The 21,123-nt window shown below is 61.3% G+C and carries 19 protein-coding genes and 1 tRNA gene; 15 read left to right on the forward strand and 5 right to left on the reverse strand.

Going from position 1 to position 21,123, the window contains the following annotated elements; genetic code table 11:
• The first annotated feature begins 1 nt into the window (after position 1).
• The 3 genes from ABDZ98_RS09170 (at position 2) to ABDZ98_RS09180 (ending at position 2,012) form a co-directional block, all read left to right on the forward strand.
• Positions 2–1,180, forward strand: a complete 1,179-nt coding sequence (locus tag ABDZ98_RS09170) for an RsmB/NOP family class I SAM-dependent RNA methyltransferase (RefSeq protein ID WP_343806707.1) — start codon at positions 2–4, stop codon at positions 1,178–1,180.
• Between the two features lie 62 nt (positions 1,181–1,242).
• The gene (locus ABDZ98_RS09175) at positions 1,243–1,746 is read left to right on the forward strand and encodes a tetratricopeptide repeat protein (protein ID WP_343806710.1); all 504 of its coding nucleotides are present in this window, start codon (positions 1,243–1,245) and stop codon (positions 1,744–1,746) included.
• A gap of 77 nt (positions 1,747–1,823) precedes the next feature.
• A complete protein-coding gene (locus tag ABDZ98_RS09180; protein WP_343806713.1) occupies positions 1,824–2,012 on the forward strand; it encodes a hypothetical protein in 189 nt (62 codons plus the stop codon).
• 3 nt (positions 2,013–2,015) lie between these two features.
• On the opposite strand, the gene ABDZ98_RS09185 is transcribed toward ABDZ98_RS09180, so the two are convergent.
• Complete coding sequence (locus ABDZ98_RS09185) at positions 2,016–2,498, reverse strand: RNA pyrophosphohydrolase (protein ID WP_425543033.1); 483 nt, start codon at positions 2,496–2,498, stop codon at positions 2,016–2,018.
• Between the two features lie 152 nt (positions 2,499–2,650).
• Here ABDZ98_RS09185 and ABDZ98_RS09190 point away from each other — a divergent pair, with 152 nt between their 5' ends.
• From ABDZ98_RS09190 to ABDZ98_RS09220, 7 genes are all read left to right on the forward strand, one after another.
• Positions 2,651–4,549, forward strand: a complete 1,899-nt coding sequence (locus tag ABDZ98_RS09190) for a 2-oxoacid:acceptor oxidoreductase subunit alpha (protein ID WP_343808917.1) — start codon at positions 2,651–2,653, stop codon at positions 4,547–4,549.
• Positions 4,550–4,554: 5 nt separating this feature from the next.
• A complete protein-coding gene (locus ABDZ98_RS09195) occupies positions 4,555–5,601 on the forward strand; it encodes a 2-oxoacid:ferredoxin oxidoreductase subunit beta (RefSeq protein WP_343806719.1) in 1,047 nt (348 codons plus the stop codon).
• Positions 5,602–5,689: 88 nt separating this feature from the next.
• Entirely contained in the window at positions 5,690–6,646 is a 957-nt protein-coding gene (locus ABDZ98_RS09200; RefSeq protein WP_343806722.1) for a UDP-glucuronic acid decarboxylase family protein, read from the forward strand.
• A gap of 4 nt (positions 6,647–6,650) precedes the next feature.
• On the forward strand, positions 6,651–7,187 hold the full coding sequence (locus ABDZ98_RS09205; protein WP_343806725.1) for a hypothetical protein: 537 nt from the start codon (positions 6,651–6,653) through the stop codon (positions 7,185–7,187).
• A 9-nt stretch (positions 7,188–7,196) separates the two neighbouring features.
• On the forward strand, positions 7,197–8,177 hold the full coding sequence (locus ABDZ98_RS09210) for a metal-dependent hydrolase (RefSeq protein WP_343806728.1): 981 nt from the start codon (positions 7,197–7,199) through the stop codon (positions 8,175–8,177).
• A 90-nt stretch (positions 8,178–8,267) separates the two neighbouring features.
• The gene (locus ABDZ98_RS09215) at positions 8,268–9,650 is read left to right on the forward strand and encodes a cryptochrome/photolyase family protein (RefSeq protein WP_343806730.1); all 1,383 of its coding nucleotides are present in this window, start codon (positions 8,268–8,270) and stop codon (positions 9,648–9,650) included.
• 47 nt (positions 9,651–9,697) lie between these two features.
• Positions 9,698–10,927 carry a class I SAM-dependent methyltransferase gene (locus ABDZ98_RS09220; RefSeq protein WP_343806733.1) on the forward strand — a complete coding sequence of 410 codons (1,230 nt, stop codon included), beginning with the start codon at positions 9,698–9,700 and terminating at the stop codon, positions 10,925–10,927.
• Positions 10,928–10,933: 6 nt separating this feature from the next.
• Here the strand turns inward: ABDZ98_RS09220 and ABDZ98_RS09225 are convergent, their stop codons facing one another.
• From ABDZ98_RS09225 to purF, 3 genes are all read right to left on the reverse strand, one after another.
• A complete protein-coding gene (locus ABDZ98_RS09225) occupies positions 10,934–11,281 on the reverse strand; it encodes a PilZ domain-containing protein (RefSeq protein WP_343806736.1) in 348 nt (115 codons plus the stop codon).
• A gap of 97 nt (positions 11,282–11,378) precedes the next feature.
• A complete protein-coding gene (locus ABDZ98_RS09230) occupies positions 11,379–12,098 on the reverse strand; it encodes an SDR family NAD(P)-dependent oxidoreductase (protein WP_343806739.1) in 720 nt (239 codons plus the stop codon).
• Positions 12,098–13,573, reverse strand: coding sequence for an amidophosphoribosyltransferase (purF, locus tag ABDZ98_RS09235; protein ID WP_343806742.1), 1,476 nt, complete (start codon positions 13,571–13,573; stop codon positions 12,098–12,100). Before purF ends, ABDZ98_RS09230 begins: the two co-directional genes overlap by 1 nt.
• 396 nt (positions 13,574–13,969) lie before the next feature.
• On the opposite strand from purF, the gene ABDZ98_RS09240 reads away from it, so the two are divergent.
• Positions 13,970–15,154, forward strand: coding sequence for a sugar transferase (locus ABDZ98_RS09240; protein WP_343806745.1), 1,185 nt, complete (start codon positions 13,970–13,972; stop codon positions 15,152–15,154).
• 34 nt (positions 15,155–15,188) lie between these two features.
• Here the strand turns inward: ABDZ98_RS09240 and ABDZ98_RS09245 are convergent.
• Positions 15,189–15,265, reverse strand: a tRNA-Pro gene (locus ABDZ98_RS09245).
• Positions 15,266–15,835: 570 nt separating this feature from the next.
• Between ABDZ98_RS09245 and ABDZ98_RS09250 the strand changes: the two genes are divergently transcribed.
• From ABDZ98_RS09250 to ABDZ98_RS09265, 4 genes are all read left to right on the forward strand, one after another.
• Positions 15,836–16,978 (forward strand): O-antigen ligase family protein, encoded by a 1,143-nt coding sequence (locus ABDZ98_RS09250; RefSeq protein WP_343806748.1) that lies wholly within the window; start codon positions 15,836–15,838, stop codon positions 16,976–16,978.
• Between the two features lie 184 nt (positions 16,979–17,162).
• Positions 17,163–17,792 (forward strand): polysaccharide biosynthesis/export family protein, encoded by a 630-nt coding sequence (locus ABDZ98_RS09255; protein WP_343806750.1) that lies wholly within the window; start codon positions 17,163–17,165, stop codon positions 17,790–17,792.
• 4 nt (positions 17,793–17,796) lie between these two features.
• Complete coding sequence (locus tag ABDZ98_RS09260; RefSeq protein WP_343806753.1) at positions 17,797–19,986, forward strand: GumC family protein; 2,190 nt, start codon at positions 17,797–17,799, stop codon at positions 19,984–19,986.
• Positions 19,983–21,122 carry a hypothetical protein gene (locus tag ABDZ98_RS09265; protein WP_343806756.1) on the forward strand — a complete coding sequence of 380 codons (1,140 nt, stop codon included), beginning with the start codon at positions 19,983–19,985 and terminating at the stop codon, positions 21,120–21,122. Before ABDZ98_RS09260 ends, ABDZ98_RS09265 begins: the two co-directional genes overlap by 4 nt.
• The last annotated feature ends 1 nt before the right edge of the window (position 21,123 follow it).

The raw sequence follows: 21,123 nt of genomic DNA on the forward strand, positions 1-21,123 counted from the left end.
CATGACCCCCGCCGCGCGGGTTCAGGCCGCAATCGAGATTCTCGATTCGATCATCACTGCTGCAAGGTCGCAGGGCGCTCCGGCAGACCGGCTGCTGGCCGAATGGTCGCGTGGCCATCGGTTTGCCGGGTCCAAGGACCGCCGCGCCATTCGTGAACTGGTGTACGGCGCCATTCGCGCCTGCGGGCCGGTGCCGCGTAGTGGACGCGCGGCCATGCTGCGACTGGCGGAGACGGACAGCCAGCTGGCCGAATTGTTCGATGGGTCCAATTATGGTCCGCCCGCGATTGGCGAGGGGGAAACACCCGCTCGCGGCGGTGTGGCTCCGGAATGGCTGGAAGCGCGGCTGGCAGCGTCCGATATCGCCGGTGAAGAGGCCGACGCGCTGCTCGGCCGCGCGCCGCTGGACCTGCGCGTCAACACGCTCAAGACCGATATCGATGCGCTGGAACTGCCGCTGGAGGGGGAGCGGATCGCTGCGCCCGGTGGTCTGCGCCTGCCATCGGGCACGCAGGTGGAACAGTGGGACGCCTACCAGACAGGTCTTGTCGAGGTGCAGGATGGCGGCAGCCAGCTGGCGTGCCTCGCCGTGGGTGCGCAGCCCGGAGAGACTGTGATCGATCTGTGCGCCGGGGCCGGGGGCAAGACCATTGCCCTTGCCGCAGACATGCAGAATTCGGGAACGTTGATAGCTGCCGATACCGATCGGGGCAGGCTGTCGCGCCTTGCCCCGCGTTCCCAGCGGGCAGGGACGATGATCGCCGAGACGCTGCTGCTCGATCCGGGCCGTGAGATGGAGAAACTGGCACCGTGGCAGGGCAAGGCCGATGCAGTGCTGGTGGATGCGCCCTGTTCGGGCACCGGGACATGGCGCCGCGGGCCAGAAGCGCGCTGGCGGCTGAGCGATCAGGAGCTGACACGACTCACGGACTTGCAGCAAAGGCTGATCACGCTGGCGGCCGGACTGGTGAAGCCGGGCGGGCGGCTGATCTATGTCACATGCTCGCTGCTGGACGAGGAAGGCTCGCGCCAGATTGAGCAATTCCTGGCTGCACATAAGGAATTCACCGCTGCAACGCCCGACCTTCCGGTAGGCGAACAACGCGGTGCCGGTATCCGGCTCACCCCGTTCCAGCACGGCACGGATGGATTTTTCATCGCCTGTCTATGTAGAGCGTGATAGCAAATGGCATCATGGCACAGTTCGGCCAGAAATATTTGCCCACTCTGAAGGAGTATGTGATGCGTTTCACCCCCGCTGCAATCGCCCTTTCGATGCTCGCGGCTGTGACATCCAGCGCCGTGATCGGTGCAGATTATGAGCCAGACCAGCGCGCTGCTGCGCTGATTGCCGAAGGGCACGCCCAGCTGGAAGCCGGTGACACGCAGGCCGCAATCGACAGTTTCGAAGCCGCGCTGACCATCGATCCGGGCTATACGCCGATCTATCTCAACCTGGCCGAAGCGGCCCGCCGTGAAAACCTGCAAGGCAAGGCCATCCATTATTACCGTGCAGCGCAGGAGCGCGATCCGGAAAACATCGCCGCTATTTCAGGCGAGGGAGAGGCGCTGGCCGAAAAGGGCGCGATGGAAAGCGCACGCCGCAACCTGACCCGGCTGGAGGAATTGTGCGGTAATAGCTGCGAGGAAGCTACTCAGCTGGCCGCCGCGATCGATCGCGGGCCGATCCAGCCCGTCATCACCGCAGAGGCGATCAGCTCAGACAGCGGCGTAACCCAGAACTGAGGCCCAACCCAAAACTGAGGCCCAACCCAAAATTGAGGAGTGCCCCGATGGCGACCTGGTCTGGAAACAGTTTCGAGATGAAAACCGAAGACGGCAAGCCCGTGTGGTACTGGCGGGACGAGGCGGGCAGCATGTGTGGCACGGAGCGCAAGTGGCGCTATGAGGTGCAGCAGGGGGACGAAGTCCAGCGCGAAGCGGGCACCTGTCCGGACGGGAAGAAATGGGCAAAAATGACCATTTCCGGCACGCCCGTCCGCGCAATCTGATCGTCAGATCCGCTCGCGAAAACCTGCCACGACCGCTTCATAGATATCCCGTTTGAAGGGCACGATCAGGTCCGGCAGAAGCTCGGGCTCCACCCATTTGAAGTCGCAGAATTCGGGATGCTTGTGGGCGTCCAGATCGATGTGCTTGTCCTTGCCGGTGAAGCGCACCAGATACCAGGTCTGCCGTTGACCGCGATACCTTCCGCCCCACAGCTTGCCCCGCAGATTGTCCGGCAGGTCATAGAACAGCTCTTCATCCAGCGTGCCGACGATTTCCAGGTGCTTTGCCTTCACACCCGTTTCCTCACCCAGTTCGCGCAGCATGGCCTTGTCCATATCCTCACCCGGATCGACACCGCCCTGCGGCATTTGCCACCAGTCGCCTTCCTGATTGTCTATGCGTTTGCCAACGAAGACATGGCCATCGGTATTGACCATCATGGTGCCCACGCATGGGCGGTATTGTTCAGGATCAGGTGTGTTCATGACCATGCCCCCTAGTCAAAGACGTGGACCAATTCCACATAGGCATTGCGACAGGGACAGAAAATCTTGATTGCCCGATGCTGGGCGGGACCCTAGGTCGCCATCCCATATAGGCTATGGATACGCGCCACGGGCGCATACAGGAACTGATGATGGTGACGCAGACGGCCGATACACCGGCCCTGAAGACCAAGAATGGGTCCGCACCCGATAGTGTGGTGGTGCGCTTTGCCGGCGATAGCGGCGATGGCATGCAGCTGACCGGCGGGCAGTTTACGCTGTCCACCGCGCTGGCGGGCAACGATCTGGCAACTTTCCCGGATTTCCCGGCAGAGATCCGCGCGCCGCAGGGCACGCTGTTCGGTGTCTCGGCATTCCAGATCAATTTTGGCTCCAGAGAGATCAGCACCGCAGGCGATGCGCCCGATGTGCTGGTGGCGATGAACCCGGCTGCGTTGAAGACCAATCTCGATGCACTCAAGCCCGGCGGCCTGATCATCATCGACACCGGCGAGTTCTCAAAGCGCAATCTCGACAAGGCGAAATACGATGTCAGCCCGCTCGATGACGGCAGCCTGGCCCGGTGGGACGTGCTCGCCTTCGATATTTCCGCGCTGACGATTGAAGCGGTCAAGCCGTTCGGCCTTGGCAACAAGGAAGCGCTGCGATCCAAGAACATGTGGACGCTGGGTCTGGCGCTGTGGATGTTCGACCGTGACCGCCAGCCGATTATCGATTGGCTGAAGGCCAAGTTCAAATCCCGGCCGGACATTGCCGATGCCAATATTGCCGCGCTCAACGCCGGCCATGCCTATGGCGAGACGGCGGAGCTTTCCGGTCCGCTGAAGCAGGTGACTGTCGGGCCGGTTGAGAGCGAAGCAGGCCTTTACCGCACCATTACTGGCGCAGAAGCGGTATCGCTCGGCCTTGTGGCTGGTGCGCAACTGGCAAACCTGCAGATGTTCTTTGGCGGCTATCCGATCACGCCTGCATCGGCGATCCTGCACCATCTGGCGCGGCTGAAGGAATTTGGCGTCACCACGTTCCAGGCCGAAGACGAGATTGCCGCGATCTGTTCGGCGATTGGCGCCAGCTATGCTGGCCAGCTGGGCGTTACCTCCTCCTCCGGCCCCGGTATTGCGCTCAAGGGTGAGGCAATGGGTCTGGCGGTGATGACCGAACTGCCGCTGGTGATCGTCAATTCACAGCGTGGTGGACCCTCGACCGGCCTGCCGACCAAGACCGAGCAGAGCGATCTGTATCAGGCCGTCTATGGCCGCAACGGCGATGCGCCGATCCCGGTGATTGCCGCATCCTCTCCCGGTGACGTGTTCGAATGCGCGATTGAGGCATGCCGGATTGCGGTGGAATACATGACCCCGGTGATGTTGCTGACAGATGGCTATATCGCCAATGCGGCAGAGCCTTGGAAAGTGCCCGATCCGGCGACCTTCAAGCCGTTCAATGTCGAGTTCCTGACCGAAAAGAACAATGGTGACACGCTGCTGCCCTACAAGCGCGATGCCAAGGGCAAGCGCCCGTGGATCAAGCCCGGCACGCCCGGGCTGATGCACCGTATCGGCGGTATCGAAAAGCAGGTGGACACCGGTAATATCGATTACGATCCCGCCAATCATCAGGCGATGACCGATATCCGCAAGGCCAAGATCGACAATATCGACGTGCCCGATCAGGGTGTGACGCTGGGGCCGGATGGCGATGACGCAGGCGGCAAGCTGGCCGTGGTCGGCTGGGGCTCCACATTCGGTCCGATCCGCCGCGCGGTGGACAATTGCCGCAATCGCGGTCTGGACGTCAGCCACATCCACTTCCGCCATATCTGGCCGCTGCCCGCCAATTCGGGCGATCTGCTGCGCAAGTATGACAAGGTGCTGGTGCCCGAAATGAACACCGGCCAGTTCAAGACCGTGCTGCGTGACCAGCTGCTGGTGGACGCACAGCCCTATACCAAGACCAGCGGCCAGCCGTTCAAGATCGCCGAGCTTGAAGCCGCGATCGAACTGGCGCTAGATTCGAGTGGGGCGGAGTAATCGCAATGACCCAGATGACAAAAGTCGAAACCACGCTGAAGGATTGGGAAACCGATCAGGAAGTCCGCTGGTGCCCCGGTTGCGGCGATTATGCGATCCTCAAGGCGGTGCAGCGTACGTTGCCGCAGCTTGGCGCCGATCCGTCCAACACGGTGTTCATTTCCGGCATCGGCTGCTCGAGCCGGTTCCCCTATTACATGGAGACCTATGGCTTCCACACCATCCACGGCCGCGCTCCGGCTGTGGCGACCGGTGTGAAGCTGGCCAATCCGGACCTCGACGTGTGGCTGGTGACGGGTGACGGCGATGGCCTGTCCATTGGCGGCAACCACCTGATGCATGTGCTGCGGCGCAATGTGAACATGCAGATCATGCTGTTCAATAACGAGATTTACGGCCTGACCAAGGGCCAGGCATCGCCCACCAGCCGGGTGGATACGCGCTCACCCTCCACGCCGCTGGGATCGGTTGATCGCCCCGCCAATCCGTGTGCCTTTGCGCTGGGATCGGGTGCGCGTTTCGTGGCCCGCGGCTTCGATGTGTCGAAGAAGCTGCCCGAAGTGCTGATCGCCGCCCATGCCCATCAGGGTGCGGCCTTCATCGAGATTTTCCAGAACTGCATCGTTTACAACAAGGATGTGTTCGACGCCTTTGCCGCGCCCAAGGGTGCCGATGATCGCCAGCTGTGGCTGGAAGACGGCGAACCCATGCTGTTCGGCAGCGAGAAGACCGGCGGCATCAAGGGCCTGCGCCTCAACCCGCAGAGCTTTGCTCTGGAAGTAGTCGATGTGGCCGATGACGACTGGCAGGCTGCGGGCGTGCTGGTTCACAATGCGAAGAACCGCACCCTGGCGCATATGCTGGTGGAGCTGCCCTTTGGCGCGTTCCCCATGCCGATGGGCGTGATCTATGATGATCCGGCTCCCACATATGAGGCGGCGGTGATGGATGAAAAGCGCCGCGCTTCCGAAGGCAAGGAGGCGAGCCTGGCCAAGTTGCTCGCCAAGGGTCAGACCTGGACAGTAAGTGGGACTGCGCAAGACCCTGTCTGAGGCCTTGCCATCGGGCTCAACTGGCTCCTAAAGCATTGTCACGGCCCGCAATTGGGAGAGGCCGCCAGCCTGGAAGCAAGGGGATTTCATGTCGATAGTGAGCAAGCGCGTGCTGGTAACGGGCGGTGCAGGATTTCTCGGCAGTCATTTGTGCGAGCGTCTGGTTGATGCCGGCCATGATGTGCTGTGCGTCGATAATTACTACACCGGTCGCCGCTCCAACGTTGCGCATCTGCTCGACAGTGATCGTTTTGAAATCTTGCGCCATGACGTGACGTTCTCCCTGTTTGTGGAAGTGGACGAGATCTACAATCTCGCCTGTCCGGCATCGCCTGTGCATTATCAGCATGATCCGGTGCAGACGACCAAGACGTCTGTTCACGGCGCCATCAACATGCTGGGGCTGGCCAAGCGTACCGGCGCCAAGATTTTCCAGGCTTCCACCTCGGAAGTCTACGGCGATCCCACGGTTCATCCTCAGACGGAGGAATATTGGGGCAATGTGAACCCCATCGGCATCCGCTCCTGCTATGATGAGGGCAAGCGCTGCGCCGAAACGCTGTTTTTCGATTACTACCGCCAGCACCAGTTGCAGATCAAGGTGGCGCGCATCTTCAACACCTATGGCCCGCGCATGCACCCTGCCGATGGCCGCGTGGTGTCCAACTTCATCGTCCAGGCTCTCAGGGGCGATCCGATCACCATTTATGGCGAGGGTCAGCAGACGCGCAGCTTCTGTTACCGCGATGATCTGGTCGAAGGCTTTATCCGCCTGATGGATACGCCTGCAGAGGTTACCGGCCCGATCAACCTGGGCAATCCGGTGGAATTCACCATGCTGGAGCTGGCCCAGAATGTGATCGACCTCACCGGCACCAGCTCGAAGCTGACCTTCCAGCCCTTGCCGGCGGATGATCCCAAGCAGCGCCAGCCTGATATTTCTAAGGCAAAGAAATATCTCGATTGGGAGCCGAAGGTGAAGCTGCGCGAGGGGCTGACCCACACCATCGCCTATTTCGAACAGCTCCTGAAAGAGATCGACTGAAGCCATGACCGGCGCGGGCAGGATGGTCTGGCTGTCCTCCGTGCTGCTGTCCGCCCTTTTGGCCGCTTCTGCGGCACAGGCGCAGGATCAGGCGGAGAGTGATGTCTATGCTGTAGTGATCGAGATATGGCCTCTCGATGGCGAGCCCAATGGCTATTACTGTCCTCCCGATCAGGGTGAGGATGTGATCTGCCTGGGCGCCTCGATCCTGGTCCAGAAGGGCGGTCTCGAACGGGCGATTTCGCAGGATTTTTCCCGCACCGATCCGCGAGTGCATGCAGCGACGACCCGCGATGTCGATGGGCGCTATATCCGTTTCCGGATGATCGGTGGCCATGCCTGGCGGCGTATCCCGAACGGTCGCTATCTGGCCGTGATTGAGCCGACGGCCCAGAATTACATCTATGTTCAATGGTATGAAGGCCAGAGCGGGGACCGCGCCTGTTTTCCAGATGAGGTTATCGCGCATTATGGTGATCGTCTCGATCTGCCTGAAATGCTATCCGATCATGCTGGCCGGACCTGCTTTGATCTGGGATGATGTAACGCCGTGGATAATCTCACCCATTCCCTGACAGGCGCAATCCTTGGCCAGTGCGGTCTGAAGAAGAAGACCGGCCTGGCCATGCCCGCGCTGATCATCGGTGCGAATATTCCCGATATCGATGCCAGCTGCCTGCTGTGGCTGGACGGGGTCGAGCATCTGGCGGTCAGGCGCGGCATTACCCACGGGCCGCCCGCCATGCTGCTGCTGCCGCTGGTGCTGGCGGGCATTCTGTATGGCTGGGACAAATGGCAGGCGCGGTCTGGCTTTTTGGGGCTTGGCAAGCGGCCCGAAGCCCGCCTGCCGGTCAGCTTCAAATGGCTTTACCTGCTCAGCCTGATCGGCTGCCTCAGCCATCCCGCGCTCGACTGGATGAATGTCTATGGCATCCGCCTGCTGGAGCCGTTTTCCAGCCGCTGGTTCTATGGCGACGTGCTGTTCATCGTGGATGTGTGGATCTGGCTGGTGCTGGGCCTCGCCACATGGTTTTCGCTGCGCCGGGAAAAGCGCGGCGGTGAATGGATGCGGCCTGCGCGCATCGCGCTCAGCATCACGCTGGCCTATATCGGTGTGAACGCGGGCATCACCTGGGCCGCGGAAACGCGCTCTGCGGGTGAGGGGCCATACCACCGGATCAATATTGCCAGCCCGGTGCCGCTGGCATTCTGGCAGCGGGACATGATCACCGGCAATGGCGACGGGCATTGGCTGGTCAATGGCAGCAGGCTCGGCGATTTCGACCTGACCAATGCGGACAAGCCGGACATCGCCGCCGCCGTGCCGCAGGCTGCGCCCTTCCTGTTCTGGTCGCGCACACCCTTTGTGCAGGTGGACGGGGACGGGCGATATATGCTGCGCGATGCGCGCTATGCCTCGCCGATGGGCGGGGACCGGTTTGCTGTCGAACTGCCGGCCGAAATTTGCGAGCCGCAGGACCCGCCAGCGCAATTGCCGCCCACACAGCTGGGTGAACCCGCCGGACGTTAGGCAGGCAAGAGCGGCTGGCCGGACGAAAGTCCAGCTTTCGCAAGCGACAATCAGGCCCCAATGTTCACCATCTGAAACAGGGGAATAGAGTTGACCGAACCGCAAATCGTCTGGCTGCGCCGGGACCTGAGGCTGGCTGACCAGCATGCCTTTGCCTGCGCCGCGCAGCACGGGCCGGTGATCCCCGTCTATGTTCTCGACGATGAGACACCCGGTGCGCGCCGAATGGGCGGTGCATCGCGCTGGTATCTGCATCAGGCGCTGGAAAGCCTGGAGCGCGACCTTGCGCGGCACCACTCGCAGCTGGTGCTTCTTCGCGGCGATTGCGTGGAGCAACTGTGCAGGCTGGCGCGCGAGACTGGCGCTACAACCATCCATGCACTGCGCCATTACGAACCGTGGTGGCGCGATGCGGAGGAACGGCTCGCCAGCAAGGTGGACCTGTGCCTGCATGACGGGAATTACCTGCTGCCACCCGGCACCGTGACCACCGGAGCCGGCACACCCTACAAGATCTTCACGCCGTTCAAGAATGCGCTGTTCGCCAGCGTGGACGACTTTGACATATTGCCGGAACCCGCCCTTGCATCGCCGGACATCTGGCCCGCATCGGACGCTCTGCAGGACTGGGGCCTGTTGCCGACGAATCCGGACTGGGCAGGGGGCATGCGCGATTTCTGGCAGGCGGGGTCGTCAGCCGCCCTCGACCGATTCGATGATTTCATCGAGGTGATCGGGGACTACCGGGAGGACCGCGAAAAGCCCTCGCTCGACGGGTCGAGCAAGATGTCTCCCCACCTCCATTTCGGCGAGGTGAGCGCGCGGCAGTTGTGGCACAAGATCGCCCGGCATCGCAGCGATGGCGCACGCTTCTTCAAGGCGGAGCTGGTGTGGCGCGACTATGCGCAGAACCTGCTGCTGCCATTTCCCGGCTACGGTGAGGAGCCTTACCGCGCCGGTTACGATGACGCCTTCTGGCGCGATCCCGAAAGCGATCCTGCGGCCCAAGTTGACCTTGTGGCATGGCAGCAGGGCCGCACCGGCTATCCCATTGTCGATGCCGGAATGCGGCAGTTGTGGCGCACCGGGTGGATGCACAACCGCGTGCGGATGATCGCCGCCAGCTTCCTGGTGAAGCATTTGCTGATCGACTGGCGGCATGGCGAACACTGGTTCTGGGACACGCTGGTGGATGCCGATTATGCCAGCAACGGCACCAACTGGCAGTGGGTAAGCGGCACTGGTGTCGATTCGAACATGTTCGTGCGCATCATGGCTCCGCTCAGCCAGAGCGAGAAATTCGACGCGGGCGAATATATCCGGGAATATGTGCCTGAACTGGCCGGGCTGCCGGACGGCGAAATTCACGATCCATCGGACATGTTTCGCCCTGACGATTACCCGGACAGGATTATCGGGCACCGGGAAGGGCGCGAGCGCGCTCTGGAAGCGTACCGCGCCATGAAGGGCTGATCGGGCCGCACTTGTCGCGCGCGGGCTGCCTTGGCATAAATGCAGCCATGGCAACGCGGGGTGCAGAACTGCTCGATGCCGGTCAGCGCTTTGGCGCGAAGCCGGGCCTGTTCGCGCGCCTGCTCGCGCCGGGACTGCACACTCTGGTGGACCGGGTCGACGCCGGGCTGGAAACGGGTTCCATTCATGCCACATTGCCCGATGGCTCAAAGCGCCTGCTGGGCGGCCGCGCACCCGGGTTTGAAGGGCATATTCACCTGAAGGACTGGCGCGGCCTGCTGCGGCTGGCCACGGGCGGATCGTCCGGCTGGTATCAGGCGTGGGAAGCGGGCGAATGGACCAGTCCCGATCCCATGCCCCTGTTCGCCCTGTTTGCCACCAATGGCGAAAGCCTGGGAGAGATTGGCCGGGCCAAGGGTCCGTGGCGATGGGCTGCACGCGGCTTTCATGCGCTCAACAAGAACACCCGGCAGCGGGCAGAGCGCAACATCCACCTGCATTACGATCTGGGCAATGATTTCTACGGCGCATGGCTCGATCCCACGATGAGCTATTCCAGCGCCTATGACTTCTCATCCGGCGGTCTGGAAGCGGCGCAAAGGCGCAAGTGGCAAAGGCTGGCAGAGCGTGTCGGCACGCCCGAAAGCCTGCTGGAAATCGGTTGCGGCTGGGGAGCGCTGGCCGGTTTCTTCGCTGACCGGGGCAGTGCGGTAACCGCCATCAGCCTGTCCGATGAACAGCTGGAATGGGCGCGCGCCCGCTTTGCCGGGATTGACTTCCGCAAGCAGGATTACCGCGACACCGCAGGCCAGTTCGACGCCATCGTCAGCGTGGAGATGGTGGAGGCGCTGGGCCGCGAATACTGGCCCGCCTTCATGGATTGCATCGCCCGCAACCTGAAGCCGGGTGGACGCGCCGCGATCCAGTATATCGCGATGCAGGAGGAACTGTTCGAAGGCTATGCTCGCAATGCCGACTTTATCCAGGCCTATATCTTCCCCGGTGGGCTGCTGATCCGGGCCAGCGAATTTCGCCGCCTGGCGCAGGAACGCGGCCTTGTCTGGAGCGATCAGGAGGACTTCGGCCCCGACTATGCGGAGACGCTGAAGACGTGGCGCGAGAATTTTGACAAGGCCGAGGCTGATGGCCGTCTTCCGGACGATTTCGACCAGCGCTTCTGCGACCTGTGGCGCTATTACCTGCAATATTGCGAAGGCGGATTTCGCGGCGGTGGCATTACCGTCAGCCAGGTGACGCTGGTCAAGGCCGAAGCCTAGGCCATCCTATCGGCGATACACTCCATCACCGCGATAACGGGTGAGGATATTGTCATGCACGATCGGGCTGATCAGGCTGGAAAAAGCGCACCCACACAGGCCATTTTCCCACCACACCACTTCAGCCTGCAATGATTCGAGGCCGGGCAGCGTCAGCCAGCAGACCGAGCCGGGGTGCATGCGCGTGACCGCAGTTGCCGAAAAACCCGACAGTGACAGGTCATTCACCACCGTCTGGAATGCGCGATTGCCCGAGGCCCGCAACTGCGCGGGAATAACAATCCTGGTACGCGGCGCGCAGCGATCTTCCTGCGCCGCAACATCATAGCGTCCCTCGGCATTCCTGAGTTCCATCGCGCTGTCTCGCTTTTCAGATGTGGGGCCTTGGCCATGTTGGCCTTGCTGGGCACAAAATGTGCTCCAATGTTTGCCCACGCCTTACCGAGCTTGGTTAAGCGGATATTTCCACTCTTTCGCGGTGGAGGTTGGAAAAGTCATTTTCCAGCAGGGCGACGATGCGATCGGCCACATCCTCGGGCGGCTTGACCGTTTGCGGATCTTCACCGGGATAGGCGCGGGCGCGCATGGTCGTGCGCGTGGCACCCGGATCGACGATGGCAACGCGCGTTTGCGAGATGCGCTCCACTTCCTGGCCGTGGCTGAGCAGGAGGTTGTCAAACGCTGCCTTCGTCGCGCCGTAAGCACCCCAGAAGGCACGCGGTGCCTCTCCCACAGAGCTGGTCAGGCCGATGATACGACCGTGTTTGCTACGTTTGAGCAGCGGATCAAACGCGGCGAGCAGCGCCTGCGTCGCCAGAACGTTGAGCGTCAGCGCCTGATTGAACTGCTTGGGCTCGATCTGGGTGACCGGGGTCAGCACGGGCAGCATGGCCGCCGAGATGACCAATATGTCCAGCCTGTCCCACCGCTCCGCAATGGCTGCCGCCAGGCGGCCGATCGAATCGCTTTCGGTCAGGTCGAGCGGGGCGATGGTGGACGTGCCGCCCACTGCATGGATCGCATCCTCCACACCCTCCAGGTCTTTGACCTTGCGCCCGGTGATCACGACATGGGCACCCGCGGCGGCCAGCGCCTTGGCTGTGGCCGCGCCAATGCCCCGGCTTGCACCGGTAACCAGCGCGATTCGTCCTGCCAGGGGTTTGTCGCTCATCAGTTGTCCTCGCCCACTGGCAGGTTCAACTGTGCATCCTCTTCCTTCAGCGCCAGCAGGTCTGTCAGCGGAGTGGGATAGTCGCCGGTGAAGCAAGCGTCGCAATATTGCGGGCGGCTGTTGTTGCGATCCGCCAGACCAACTGCCCGGTACAGGCCGTCAATCGATACGAACGCCAGGCTGTCTGCCTGAATGAAGGTGCGCATGGCGGCCAGATCCATCCGGCCGGCCAGCAGTTTCGATCGTTCTGGCGTGTCCACGCCGTAGTAGCAGCCGTGGCCGGTTGGCGGGCTGGCTACGCGGAAATGCACTTCCTTCGCGCCGGCATCGCGCATCATCTGCACGATCTTGAGGCTGGTGGTCCCGCGCACGATCGAATCGTCGATCAGCACGATCTTCTTGCCTTCCACCAGCAGGCGGTTGGCATTGTGCTTGCGCTTCACACTGGCATGGCGCGCGCCATCGGAAGGCTGGATGAAGGTGCGGCCAACGTAATGGCTGCGAATAATGCCCAGTTCGAAAGGAATGCCCGATTGCTGGGAATAGCCGATGGCCGCAGGCACGCCGCTGTCCGGCACAGGCACCACCAGGTCCGCCTCTACCGGAGACTCCTTGGCCAGCTCGATACCGATATTCTTGCGCGATTCGTAGACCGACCGTTCATTGAAGATCGAATCGGGGCGGCTGAAATAGACATGTTCGAAGATGCACGGGCGCGCGGGAATGTCACCGAAGGGACGGTGGCTGCGGATCGTGCCGTCAAAATCCACTTCCACGAACTCGCCCGGCTCGACCTGGCGCACGAAATCGGCGCCAACCACATCCAGCGCCACGGTTTCACTGGCAAAGACGGTGGCGTCACCCAGCTTGCCCATCACCAGCGGGCGAATGCCCAGCGGATCGCGGCAGGCGGACATGCCGCGCGGTGTCATCACGATCAGCGCATAGGCGCCTTCCACAAGCCGAAGCGCGTCCACCAGCTTGTCCAGCATGGTAGGGTAACGGCTGGTGGCGACCAGATGGATTATGACTTCAGTATCGGAGGTCGACTGGAAAATTGCTCCATTCTCGACCAGTCCCTGCCGCAGCTTGCGCGCGTTGGAAATATTGCCGTTATGCGCCACTGCAAAACCGCCGCTTGCCAGATCGGCGTATAGCGGCTGCACGTTGCGCAGGCCGGCACCGCCGGTGGTGGAATAGCGCACGTGACCGGCGGCCATTGTGCCCGGCAGTTCACCGATGGTTTCTTCGGACGAGAAGTTGTCCGCCACATGGCCAAGGCCGCGGCGGGTGAAGAACTCGCTGCCGTCAAAGCTGGTGATACCCACGGCTTCCTGCCCGCGGTGCTGCAAGGCATGCAGCCCGAGCGCGCAGGTGGCTGCGGCTTCTGAGCCGCCAATGACGCCAAAAATGCCGCATTCTTCACGCAGCTTGTCACCATCGAGATCGAAAAAGGGATGCGTGAAATTTGTCATGCGCTAGGCGCTGCTACTCGCAAGGTGGACGGGCGAGGTTCCCAATGGCAACCGTGGCCCCTAATGACAAGGTGCGTCTGAGGAATTGCGACCGATTTGTTTCGAATCGTGCATGGACCGGGGATAGACTGGGCGTAGGCGGGACACAGATATGGCATCGCAATTGATCCGATATCGGAACTATGTGTGTTGGCGGGCGCTTAGTCTGGGGCTAGGGAGGGTGCCTGGAGGCGCAGTAAATAAGTGAATATACTGAATTCCGAAGTGGCTGAGGCGACGAATGATGCCGTTCAATCGCACCCTCTTGCGTCCAGCTCGCCTCTTGGACATCGGGCATTGCTGGAACGATTTACCTTTGCCCTCCCGCTTCTTACAATTTTCGTACTCGCCATTCAGGTGGCAATTGCCGTCGCGATCCATCCCGAACCTTTTGGCGATCCGGGCATGGCCTATTCCATCGGCGGATCGTTCCTTGTGAACGTGGCCGCAGCGCTGACCTATCGCGAATTCAGGCGCACGCCGGGCACAAGGCGCTTCGCTTTCATCCTGCCATCCTACATCGTGCCGGTGCTATGCTTGGCCGCCGCGTTGCTTGGCTTCCGGCTTGGTTACAACAATTACGTCCTGCTCGCCGGCATCGGTTCGGGCGTGATGTTCATGTATTTCATCAGCGCGATGCAGCGACCGACATCGGGCCGCAAGATCTACCTTGTGCCAGGAGATCGCACGCTGGAACTGATGAAGGAACTGACTTTCCTCAACACCGAAGTGCTGCGCAAACCGGGCGATCTGGTGTTTTGCGCAGATGGCGCTGTGGTGGCCGACCTGCGTCAGGAACTGTCCTCTGAATGGGAGCGCGGTCTGGCTCATGCGGTGATCAATGGCGTGCCCGTCTATAATGTGAAGCAGGTTCGGGAATCGCTGACCGGCAGGGTCCAGATAGAGGCGCTTTCGGAAAATTCCTTCGGGGCGCTGGTTCCTTCGCTCAGTTACCTGCTGCTCAAGCGCGCGATTGATTTTGTCGTTGCACTTGTCGCGCTTGTCATCCTGGCAATACCGATGGCGGTGATCGCACTGGTCATCCGCATGACATCCCATGGCCCGGCCTTCTATCGCCATCTGCGCGTGGGCTATCGCGGTCGCCAGTTCGAAACGCTGAAGTTCCGTACGATGGCTCAACGCGATCATGACGATGACGATCTGGAGAGCCAGAAGACACTGGAAAACGATACCCGTGTCACCCCGGTGGGCCGCTTCCTGCGCAAGGCGCGGCTCGATGAATTGCCGCAGCTGATCAATGTGGTGCGCGGGGAAATGAGCCTGATCGGACCGCGCCCGGAAGCTCTGGCGCTGTCACGCTGGTACGATGAACATCTCGATTTCTATGAATATCGCCATGTCGTGCGGCCGGGCATCACCGGCTGGGCGCAGGTCAATCAGGGCCATGTGACAGAGCTCGACGACGTCTATGTGAAGCTGCAGTATGACTTCTACTACATCAAGAATGTCTCGGGCTGGCTCGACCTGTTGATCGCGTTGCGCACAGTGGCCGTGATGGTGAGCTTCCACGGCGCCAGGTGACGCCGCGTCCGCCGTGTTTCATCGCGCAGGAAAATGGTCGGGGAGAGAGGATTCGAACCTCCGGCCCCTGCCTCCCGAAGACAGTGCTCTACCAGGCTGAGCTACTCCCCGACCCGATACGCGCCGTTAGGCGGTCCGGAGGCAGGCGCGAGCCTATAGAGAGCAAGATTCATACATGCAAGGAAGGATTCGCGGCTTTTCGCCCGTGGCCTGCATGTGGCCAAATTCCTGACGGGATACGGCGGCAAATTGCTTCCGGAACGGTGCCAGTTGCATGGCATAAACAGGGCATGGACAGGGATAAGCGCCCCAATGGGCATTGCCTGCACAGCCCATTGGGCCTACCGAGATGTCTTGCGCGCGGCGACGTGGGACCTGTTGAGAACACAGGCAAAAGCTGTCTGCCGCCGTGGGGATCAGATTGGGTGAGGGGACGTTACAATTCGCCGCCGGAAAAGCCGTTGGTTTGAACTGAATGCGGACAGGGCCTTCTGGCTGTTCGCCATTTTCGCGGCATTCGTCTTCCTGACCGGGGGCGGATCGCGCGCTGACATATCCAGCGTTGGCGCGCTGCGGGCGGTTTCCGCCCTGGTCCTGGCACTCGCCCTGTTCTTTCAGACGGATATTACGCTGCGGCGCGTGACAGCACCATTATTGTGCCTGGTGGCACTGGCCGCATGGATGGCCATCCAGTTGATTCCCCTGCCGCCATCGATCTGGACATCGCTGCCGGGGCGTGACGTCATTGCTTCGCTGGGTGAAGTCACCGGCATGGGCGATATCTGGCGCCCGCTCACCTTCTCGCCGATGAAAACGGCCAATTCGCTGGCTTCGCTTGTGGTTCCGGTGGCAGGTCTCATGGTCCTGGCCTTGCTTGATGACAGTGGCTGGCGGCGGCTGCCGTGGGTGTTCATGGTGGCCGGTCTTGGCAGCGCGCTGTTCAGCGTGGCCCAGATCATTCTGCCGGGAGCGACCGGGCTCTATCTTTACGAAATCACCAATGCGGACAGCGCGGTCGGCCTGTTTTCCAACCGCAATCACAATGCGCTTTTCCTCAGCGTGGCACTGCTGTTCTGCGTGATCCGCCTCGAACAGGTCTCTCGCAAGCAATATACGCCGGCGGATCTGGTCGCAGCGGTCATCGCGTTGACTATCTTTGCCGCCCTGCTGGTGAATGCATCGCGCACCGGCCTTGCCGGACTGGGGCTGGTTGGCCTGATCTTTGGTGTTCGCGCGATATTGCAATGGCGCGCAGCCAGCGCGCGGGGCGAGAATGGGGGCGTCCGCCTGCTGTTCGGGATGGCCGTGGGCGCAGCATCGCTGGCGCTGATCGGCCTGTTCGCCGCGATGGGCCGCAGCCCGGCGATAGAACGGCTGATCGCGCATGACGCGGCTGAAGACCAGCGCCTGCGTTCCTTGCCCTATGTTCTGGACATGTTGCGCGAATTCCAGCCCTTTGGCGTTGGATTCGGCGCGTTTGAGCAGGCCTTCCGCACGGTGGAGCCCGAATCACTTCTCACTCCGCGCTATCTCAACAACGCCCATAATGACTGGCTGCAATGGCCGATCGAGGGGGGCTTGCCTGCTATCGCTTTGCTGGTAGTGGCGTTGTTCCTCATCGTCAGGCAGGTCATCCGCATTGCCCGCAATCAAAGCGGGCAGGCGGAAATGGTCAGCAATGCCTGGCTGGGTATTCTTACGGTCGGGATCTTCGCGCTGGGCAGTCTGATCGACTATCCTTTGCGTACGCCTTCCTTGATGCTGCTGGGGGCAGCGGCTTTGGCAATGATATTCAAGCCGATAGCTAATGGCATGAAAGGATAGGCAATTGCACTATGGGCCAAGATGTCTAATGGAAGTGAGCGTGGGGCTTTTATTGAAATGCTGGAAGACTAGGACGGGACAAGTGCTGAACACAATTCGCCTTGGAATACTGGCATTTGCCGCAATCGCTTCGCTTTCTGCATGCAGGGCGCCTGGTCCCGTTGCAATGGACCCGGCAATTGCTGTGGCAGAACTCAGTGCGCTGCCCGCTCCGGGCGCGAGCGACTATTCGTCCGGCGGGCAGGGCGATGTCGCCCGGCCGCTCGATGTGCTCGCTATTTCGGTCTTCGGCGTGCCCGAACTGACCCGTGAAGTGCGCGTGGGCTCTGGCGGCTTCTTCGATTTTCCGCTGATCGGCGCGGTGCAGGCCAATGGCCGCTCGCTGGCCGAAATCGGCTATGAGATTGAGACCCGGCTGAGCGATTCGTATGTTCGCCAGCCTGATGTCACCATTGAATACTCGGGACGCGAAGGGCAGCTGTTCACCGTTGGTGGCCAGGTGCGCGCGCCGGGGCAATATGCCATCATCCAGCCTGTCACGCTGATGCAGGCGGTGGCCATTGGCGGCGGCACCACCGAATTCTCTCAGATGGATGATGTGCTGGTTTTCCGCGAAGTGGACGGCCAGCGCTACATTGGTGTCTATGACATGAAGGCCATCCAGCGCGGCAATTACCCCGATCCGGAGATTTACGCCCATGATGTGATCATGGTGGGGGATTCGCCCAATCGACGTCTCCTGGCGGAACTGCTGAGCTATTCCACGCTCCTCTCCAGCCCGCTGATCTTACTTGAACGCGTATTGGTGAATTAATCGCATGAACGGCACTGATTCCAATCTTCGACGTCCGACACCCGGGCCAGGTCTGGGCGATAACGGCTATGACGAGCTGGTCGATGCTGGCGGCGGCGTCTCGATTATCGAGCAATACGTGCAGGTCGCGCGCAACAACAAGCTGCTCATCGCCGCGATCATCGCGTCTGCGCTGATTATCGGCCTGGTGGCATCGCTTCTCGCCCAGGAAAGGTTCCGGGCGTCGACGCGGATCGAGATCAGCCAGCTTGAAGACAATGTGACCAATGTCGAAGGCGTGCGCATAGAAGATCGCAAGAGCGATCGGCTTTACCTGCCGACGCAGTATGAATTGCTGCAGACCGAATCACTGGCCGCGCGCGTAGTGCGTGAGCTTAACCTGGGCCAGGACGAGGAATTCCTCGACGCGTTCGGGATCGAGCTGCCAGCCGATGCGAATGCAGAGGCCGCGCTGGCCCCGGTGTTGTTGAGCAATCTCAACATTGCCCCGGTCGATCAGAGCTCTCTGGTGGACATCGAGTTTACCAGCCCCAGTCCGCAAGTGGCGGCACGTCTGGCGAATGTCTGGGCGCGTGAATTTATCGGCGCCAATCTGGATCGACGCTTCGGCGCCACGATTGAGGCGCGCCAGTTCCTTGAGGAACGTCTGGCGCAGACCCGCCAGCGGCTGGAAGATGCCGAAAAGGAACTGATTGCCTATGCCTCCAACCGCGGCCTGCTGACCGTTGGCGCATCGCTTGGCAATGAGGATAGCGAAGGCACGGCTGCACAGACGCTGGTGGCCACGGATTTGCAGGCTCTCAATTCCACGCTGGCGATTGCCACGGCTGAGCGCATTGCCGCTGAAGCTGCGTTGGCGGTGGGCAACAACACGGCCAATAACACGTCACCGTCAGTTGCAGCGCTGCGTCAAAGCCGTGCCGCGCTGACGGCCGAACTGGCCGAATTGCTTTCCCGCTTTGGTGAATCCTATCCGCCAGTCCAGGCGGCCAGGGCACAGGTCGACCAGATCGATGCAGAGATCCAGGATGAGCTGGGCCGTTCGCGTGACAGTGTGAATGCCGCCTATCAGGAAGCTCTGGGCCGTGAAAACCGGCTGCGTGCCCGCGTTGGCGAGCTGCGCGATGAGTTCATCACGCAGCGCCAGGACAGCGTCCAGTACAATATCCTGCAGCGCGAGGTGGATACCAATCGCGAGCTGTATTCCGGCTTGCTGCAGCGTTACCGTGAAATCGGCGTTGCTGGGGTGGGCGAAAGCAACGTCCAGATCGTGGATGAGGCACGCGTTCCGTCGGTTCCCTTTGAACCCAATCTGATGGAGAACCTGCTGGTCTCGCTGGCCATCGGCGTGCTCATGGCTGCGCTGGTCCTGTTCATCTACGAACAGCTTAACCAGAGCCTGCGCGATCCTCGTGAAGTTCAGGACCGGCTGGGCCTGCCGCTTCTCGCAGGCATTCCGCGTACCCCGGCCAAGGATCATGTGCTGGATATCACGCGGTCCTATTCGGAACTGTACGAGAGCTATTTCAGTCTCACGTCGACGCTTGCCTTCCGCAATGGCGGCGTCCTGCCGCGATCGATCATGGTCACATCCTCACGCCCGGGCGAGGGCAAGAGCCTGAGCGCGGTTGCGCTGGCCTATCTGATCGCACGCCAGGGCAAGCGCGTGCTGCTGATCGATGGCGATTTGCGTCATTCTGGCATGTCCAAATACATCACCTCTGACGCCAATCTTGGTGTCAGCCAGTATCTGCAGGGCAATGATGACTGGAAGTCGATGATCGTCTCGCCCGATCCGCTGGAAGGTTTTGACGTCATGGGTCCGGGCCGCAAGGCCTTTGCGGTCGCGGAATTGCTGGCCAATGGCCGCTTCCAGAAGCTGCTGGACGAAGTCGAGGCTGCCTATGACCACGTAGTGGTTGACGGGCCGCCGGTCCTTGGTCTGGCCGATGCTCCGCTCATTGCCGCAGCATTGTCCGGCGTGCTGATCGTGATCGAGGCGAATGAGGGCAAGTGGCGCTATGTCGAAAGCGCCATCATGCGACTTGAACAGGCCCATGCCAGCTTGCTCGGCGCCGTGGTGACCAAGCTGGATGACCGCAACGCCAGCTACGGTTATGGCTACGGCTATGGCTATGGCTATGGCTACGGTCCGGACGGTAAGTCCGAACGCGAAGAAGAGGCAACTGCGTGAACCGGTTCGTCCGGTACGCGCTATCCGCAATTGCCTTGCTGGCAGCGCCGGTCCTGCTGATGCAGGGGATGGCCAATGCCAAGAATCCGCTGTCGCCCATGTTCAGCTGGAACGGCTATAATCTTGCCGAGTTGTCGCTTGGCGCGGTCAGAATTGAACAGGGGCAGGGCGGCACTGTTTCCATGTCACTGCGCAAACGCGGCGTGGCATTGGCGCGCAATGCCTTCGCGCGGGAGCCGCTGGCGGCCGATGCCCTGTTCGTCCTTGCCGTGCACGAAAGCGATCAGCGCAATCCGCAGGCGATGGCGGCTATTCTCGACGGGGCCTATGCCCTGGACAAGCGCAACCGTAATATTGGTGCGCTGCAATTGCAGCAAGCGGCCCTTGCGGGGGATTTTGAGGCGACCTTCAGGATCATCGATCGGCTCGCATCGCTCTATCCTCCGCTGAGCGGGGAATTCGTGTCACCGCTGATTGCTTCGCTTGCCGATCCGGAGGCCACCGCGCTTATCCGTGAAGCGCTGGAGGCCCGCCCGGTGTGGGCGGAGGCATTCTGGTTGTCGGGTCCCGACGATGCACGGCTGGTCCGGGCCATGTTCGATCTGCGTCAACAGGTGGATTTCGGAACCAGTGAGCGCAGCGATGCCATCCTGCTTGCCGGACTGGTCAGGCAGCGGCTGTATGAACCCGCCTTTGCCTTCTGGCGCGAAGTGACGGGAGAGCCGCAGGGCACGCTGGGCTATGTTGCGGATGATGCGTTTGCGCCTTTTGGCTGGCAGTTGAAGGCGAGCGGCGATCTGTCCATGACATCGCGCGAAGCGGGCCGCTTTGAAGTCTATGTGCAGAATGAAATGAGCGGCGAACTGGGGCGGCAACTGCTGGAACTGGCACCTGGCCGCTACAGCTTCTCTGCCAGTATTGCGCCGGTGAGTGAGGCTGAAAACCTCAGCGCCAGCCTTCAATGCGCGCAAGACGATACTCCGGTGGGATCACCCCAAACGCTGGACAATGCAGCAGGATGGACTGTCACCGGCGGCTGCAAATATTACTGGCTGATCCTTACCGGTGCTGCGTGGGATCGCCGTGACCCGTTGCGTGTCGATGTTGCGGATATGCAGTTCCAGGCTGGCAATTAAG

The organism is Alteraurantiacibacter aestuarii (assembly GCF_039523595.1).
GTDB lineage: Bacteria > Pseudomonadota > Alphaproteobacteria > Sphingomonadales > Sphingomonadaceae > Alteraurantiacibacter > Alteraurantiacibacter aestuarii.

Bases quoted from the DNA above. Each gene is read 5' to 3' on its own strand.
- ABDZ98_RS09200 (WP_343806722.1), top strand. From the start codon at position 5,690: ATGTCGATAGTGAGCAAGCGCGTGCTGGTAACGGGCGGTGCAGGATTT.
- ABDZ98_RS09185 (WP_425543033.1), bottom strand. From the start codon at position 2,498: ATGAACACACCTGATCCTGAACAATACCGCCCATGCGTGGGCACCATG.
- ABDZ98_RS09175 (WP_343806710.1), top strand. From the start codon at position 1,243: ATGCGTTTCACCCCCGCTGCAATCGCCCTTTCGATGCTCGCGGCTGTG.
- ABDZ98_RS09220 (WP_343806733.1), top strand. From the start codon at position 9,698: ATGGCAACGCGGGGTGCAGAACTGCTCGATGCCGGTCAGCGCTTTGGC.
- ABDZ98_RS09195 (WP_343806719.1), top strand. From the start codon at position 4,555: ATGACCCAGATGACAAAAGTCGAAACCACGCTGAAGGATTGGGAAACC.
- ABDZ98_RS09170 (WP_343806707.1), top strand. From the start codon at position 2: ATGACCCCCGCCGCGCGGGTTCAGGCCGCAATCGAGATTCTCGATTCG.
- ABDZ98_RS09180 (WP_343806713.1), top strand. From the start codon at position 1,824: ATGAAAACCGAAGACGGCAAGCCCGTGTGGTACTGGCGGGACGAGGCG.
- ABDZ98_RS09230 (WP_343806739.1), bottom strand. From the start codon at position 12,098: ATGAGCGACAAACCCCTGGCAGGACGAATCGCGCTGGTTACCGGTGCA.
- purF (WP_343806742.1), bottom strand. From the start codon at position 13,573: ATGACAAATTTCACGCATCCCTTTTTCGATCTCGATGGTGACAAGCTG.
- ABDZ98_RS09190 (WP_343808917.1), top strand. From the start codon at position 2,651: ATGGTGACGCAGACGGCCGATACACCGGCCCTGAAGACCAAGAATGGG.
- ABDZ98_RS09225 (WP_343806736.1), bottom strand. From the start codon at position 11,281: ATGGAACTCAGGAATGCCGAGGGACGCTATGATGTTGCGGCGCAGGAA.
- ABDZ98_RS09260 (WP_343806753.1), top strand. From the start codon at position 17,797: ATGAACGGCACTGATTCCAATCTTCGACGTCCGACACCCGGGCCAGGT.
- ABDZ98_RS09250 (WP_343806748.1), top strand. From the start codon at position 15,836: ATGGCCATCCAGTTGATTCCCCTGCCGCCATCGATCTGGACATCGCTG.
- ABDZ98_RS09205 (WP_343806725.1), top strand. From the start codon at position 6,651: ATGACCGGCGCGGGCAGGATGGTCTGGCTGTCCTCCGTGCTGCTGTCC.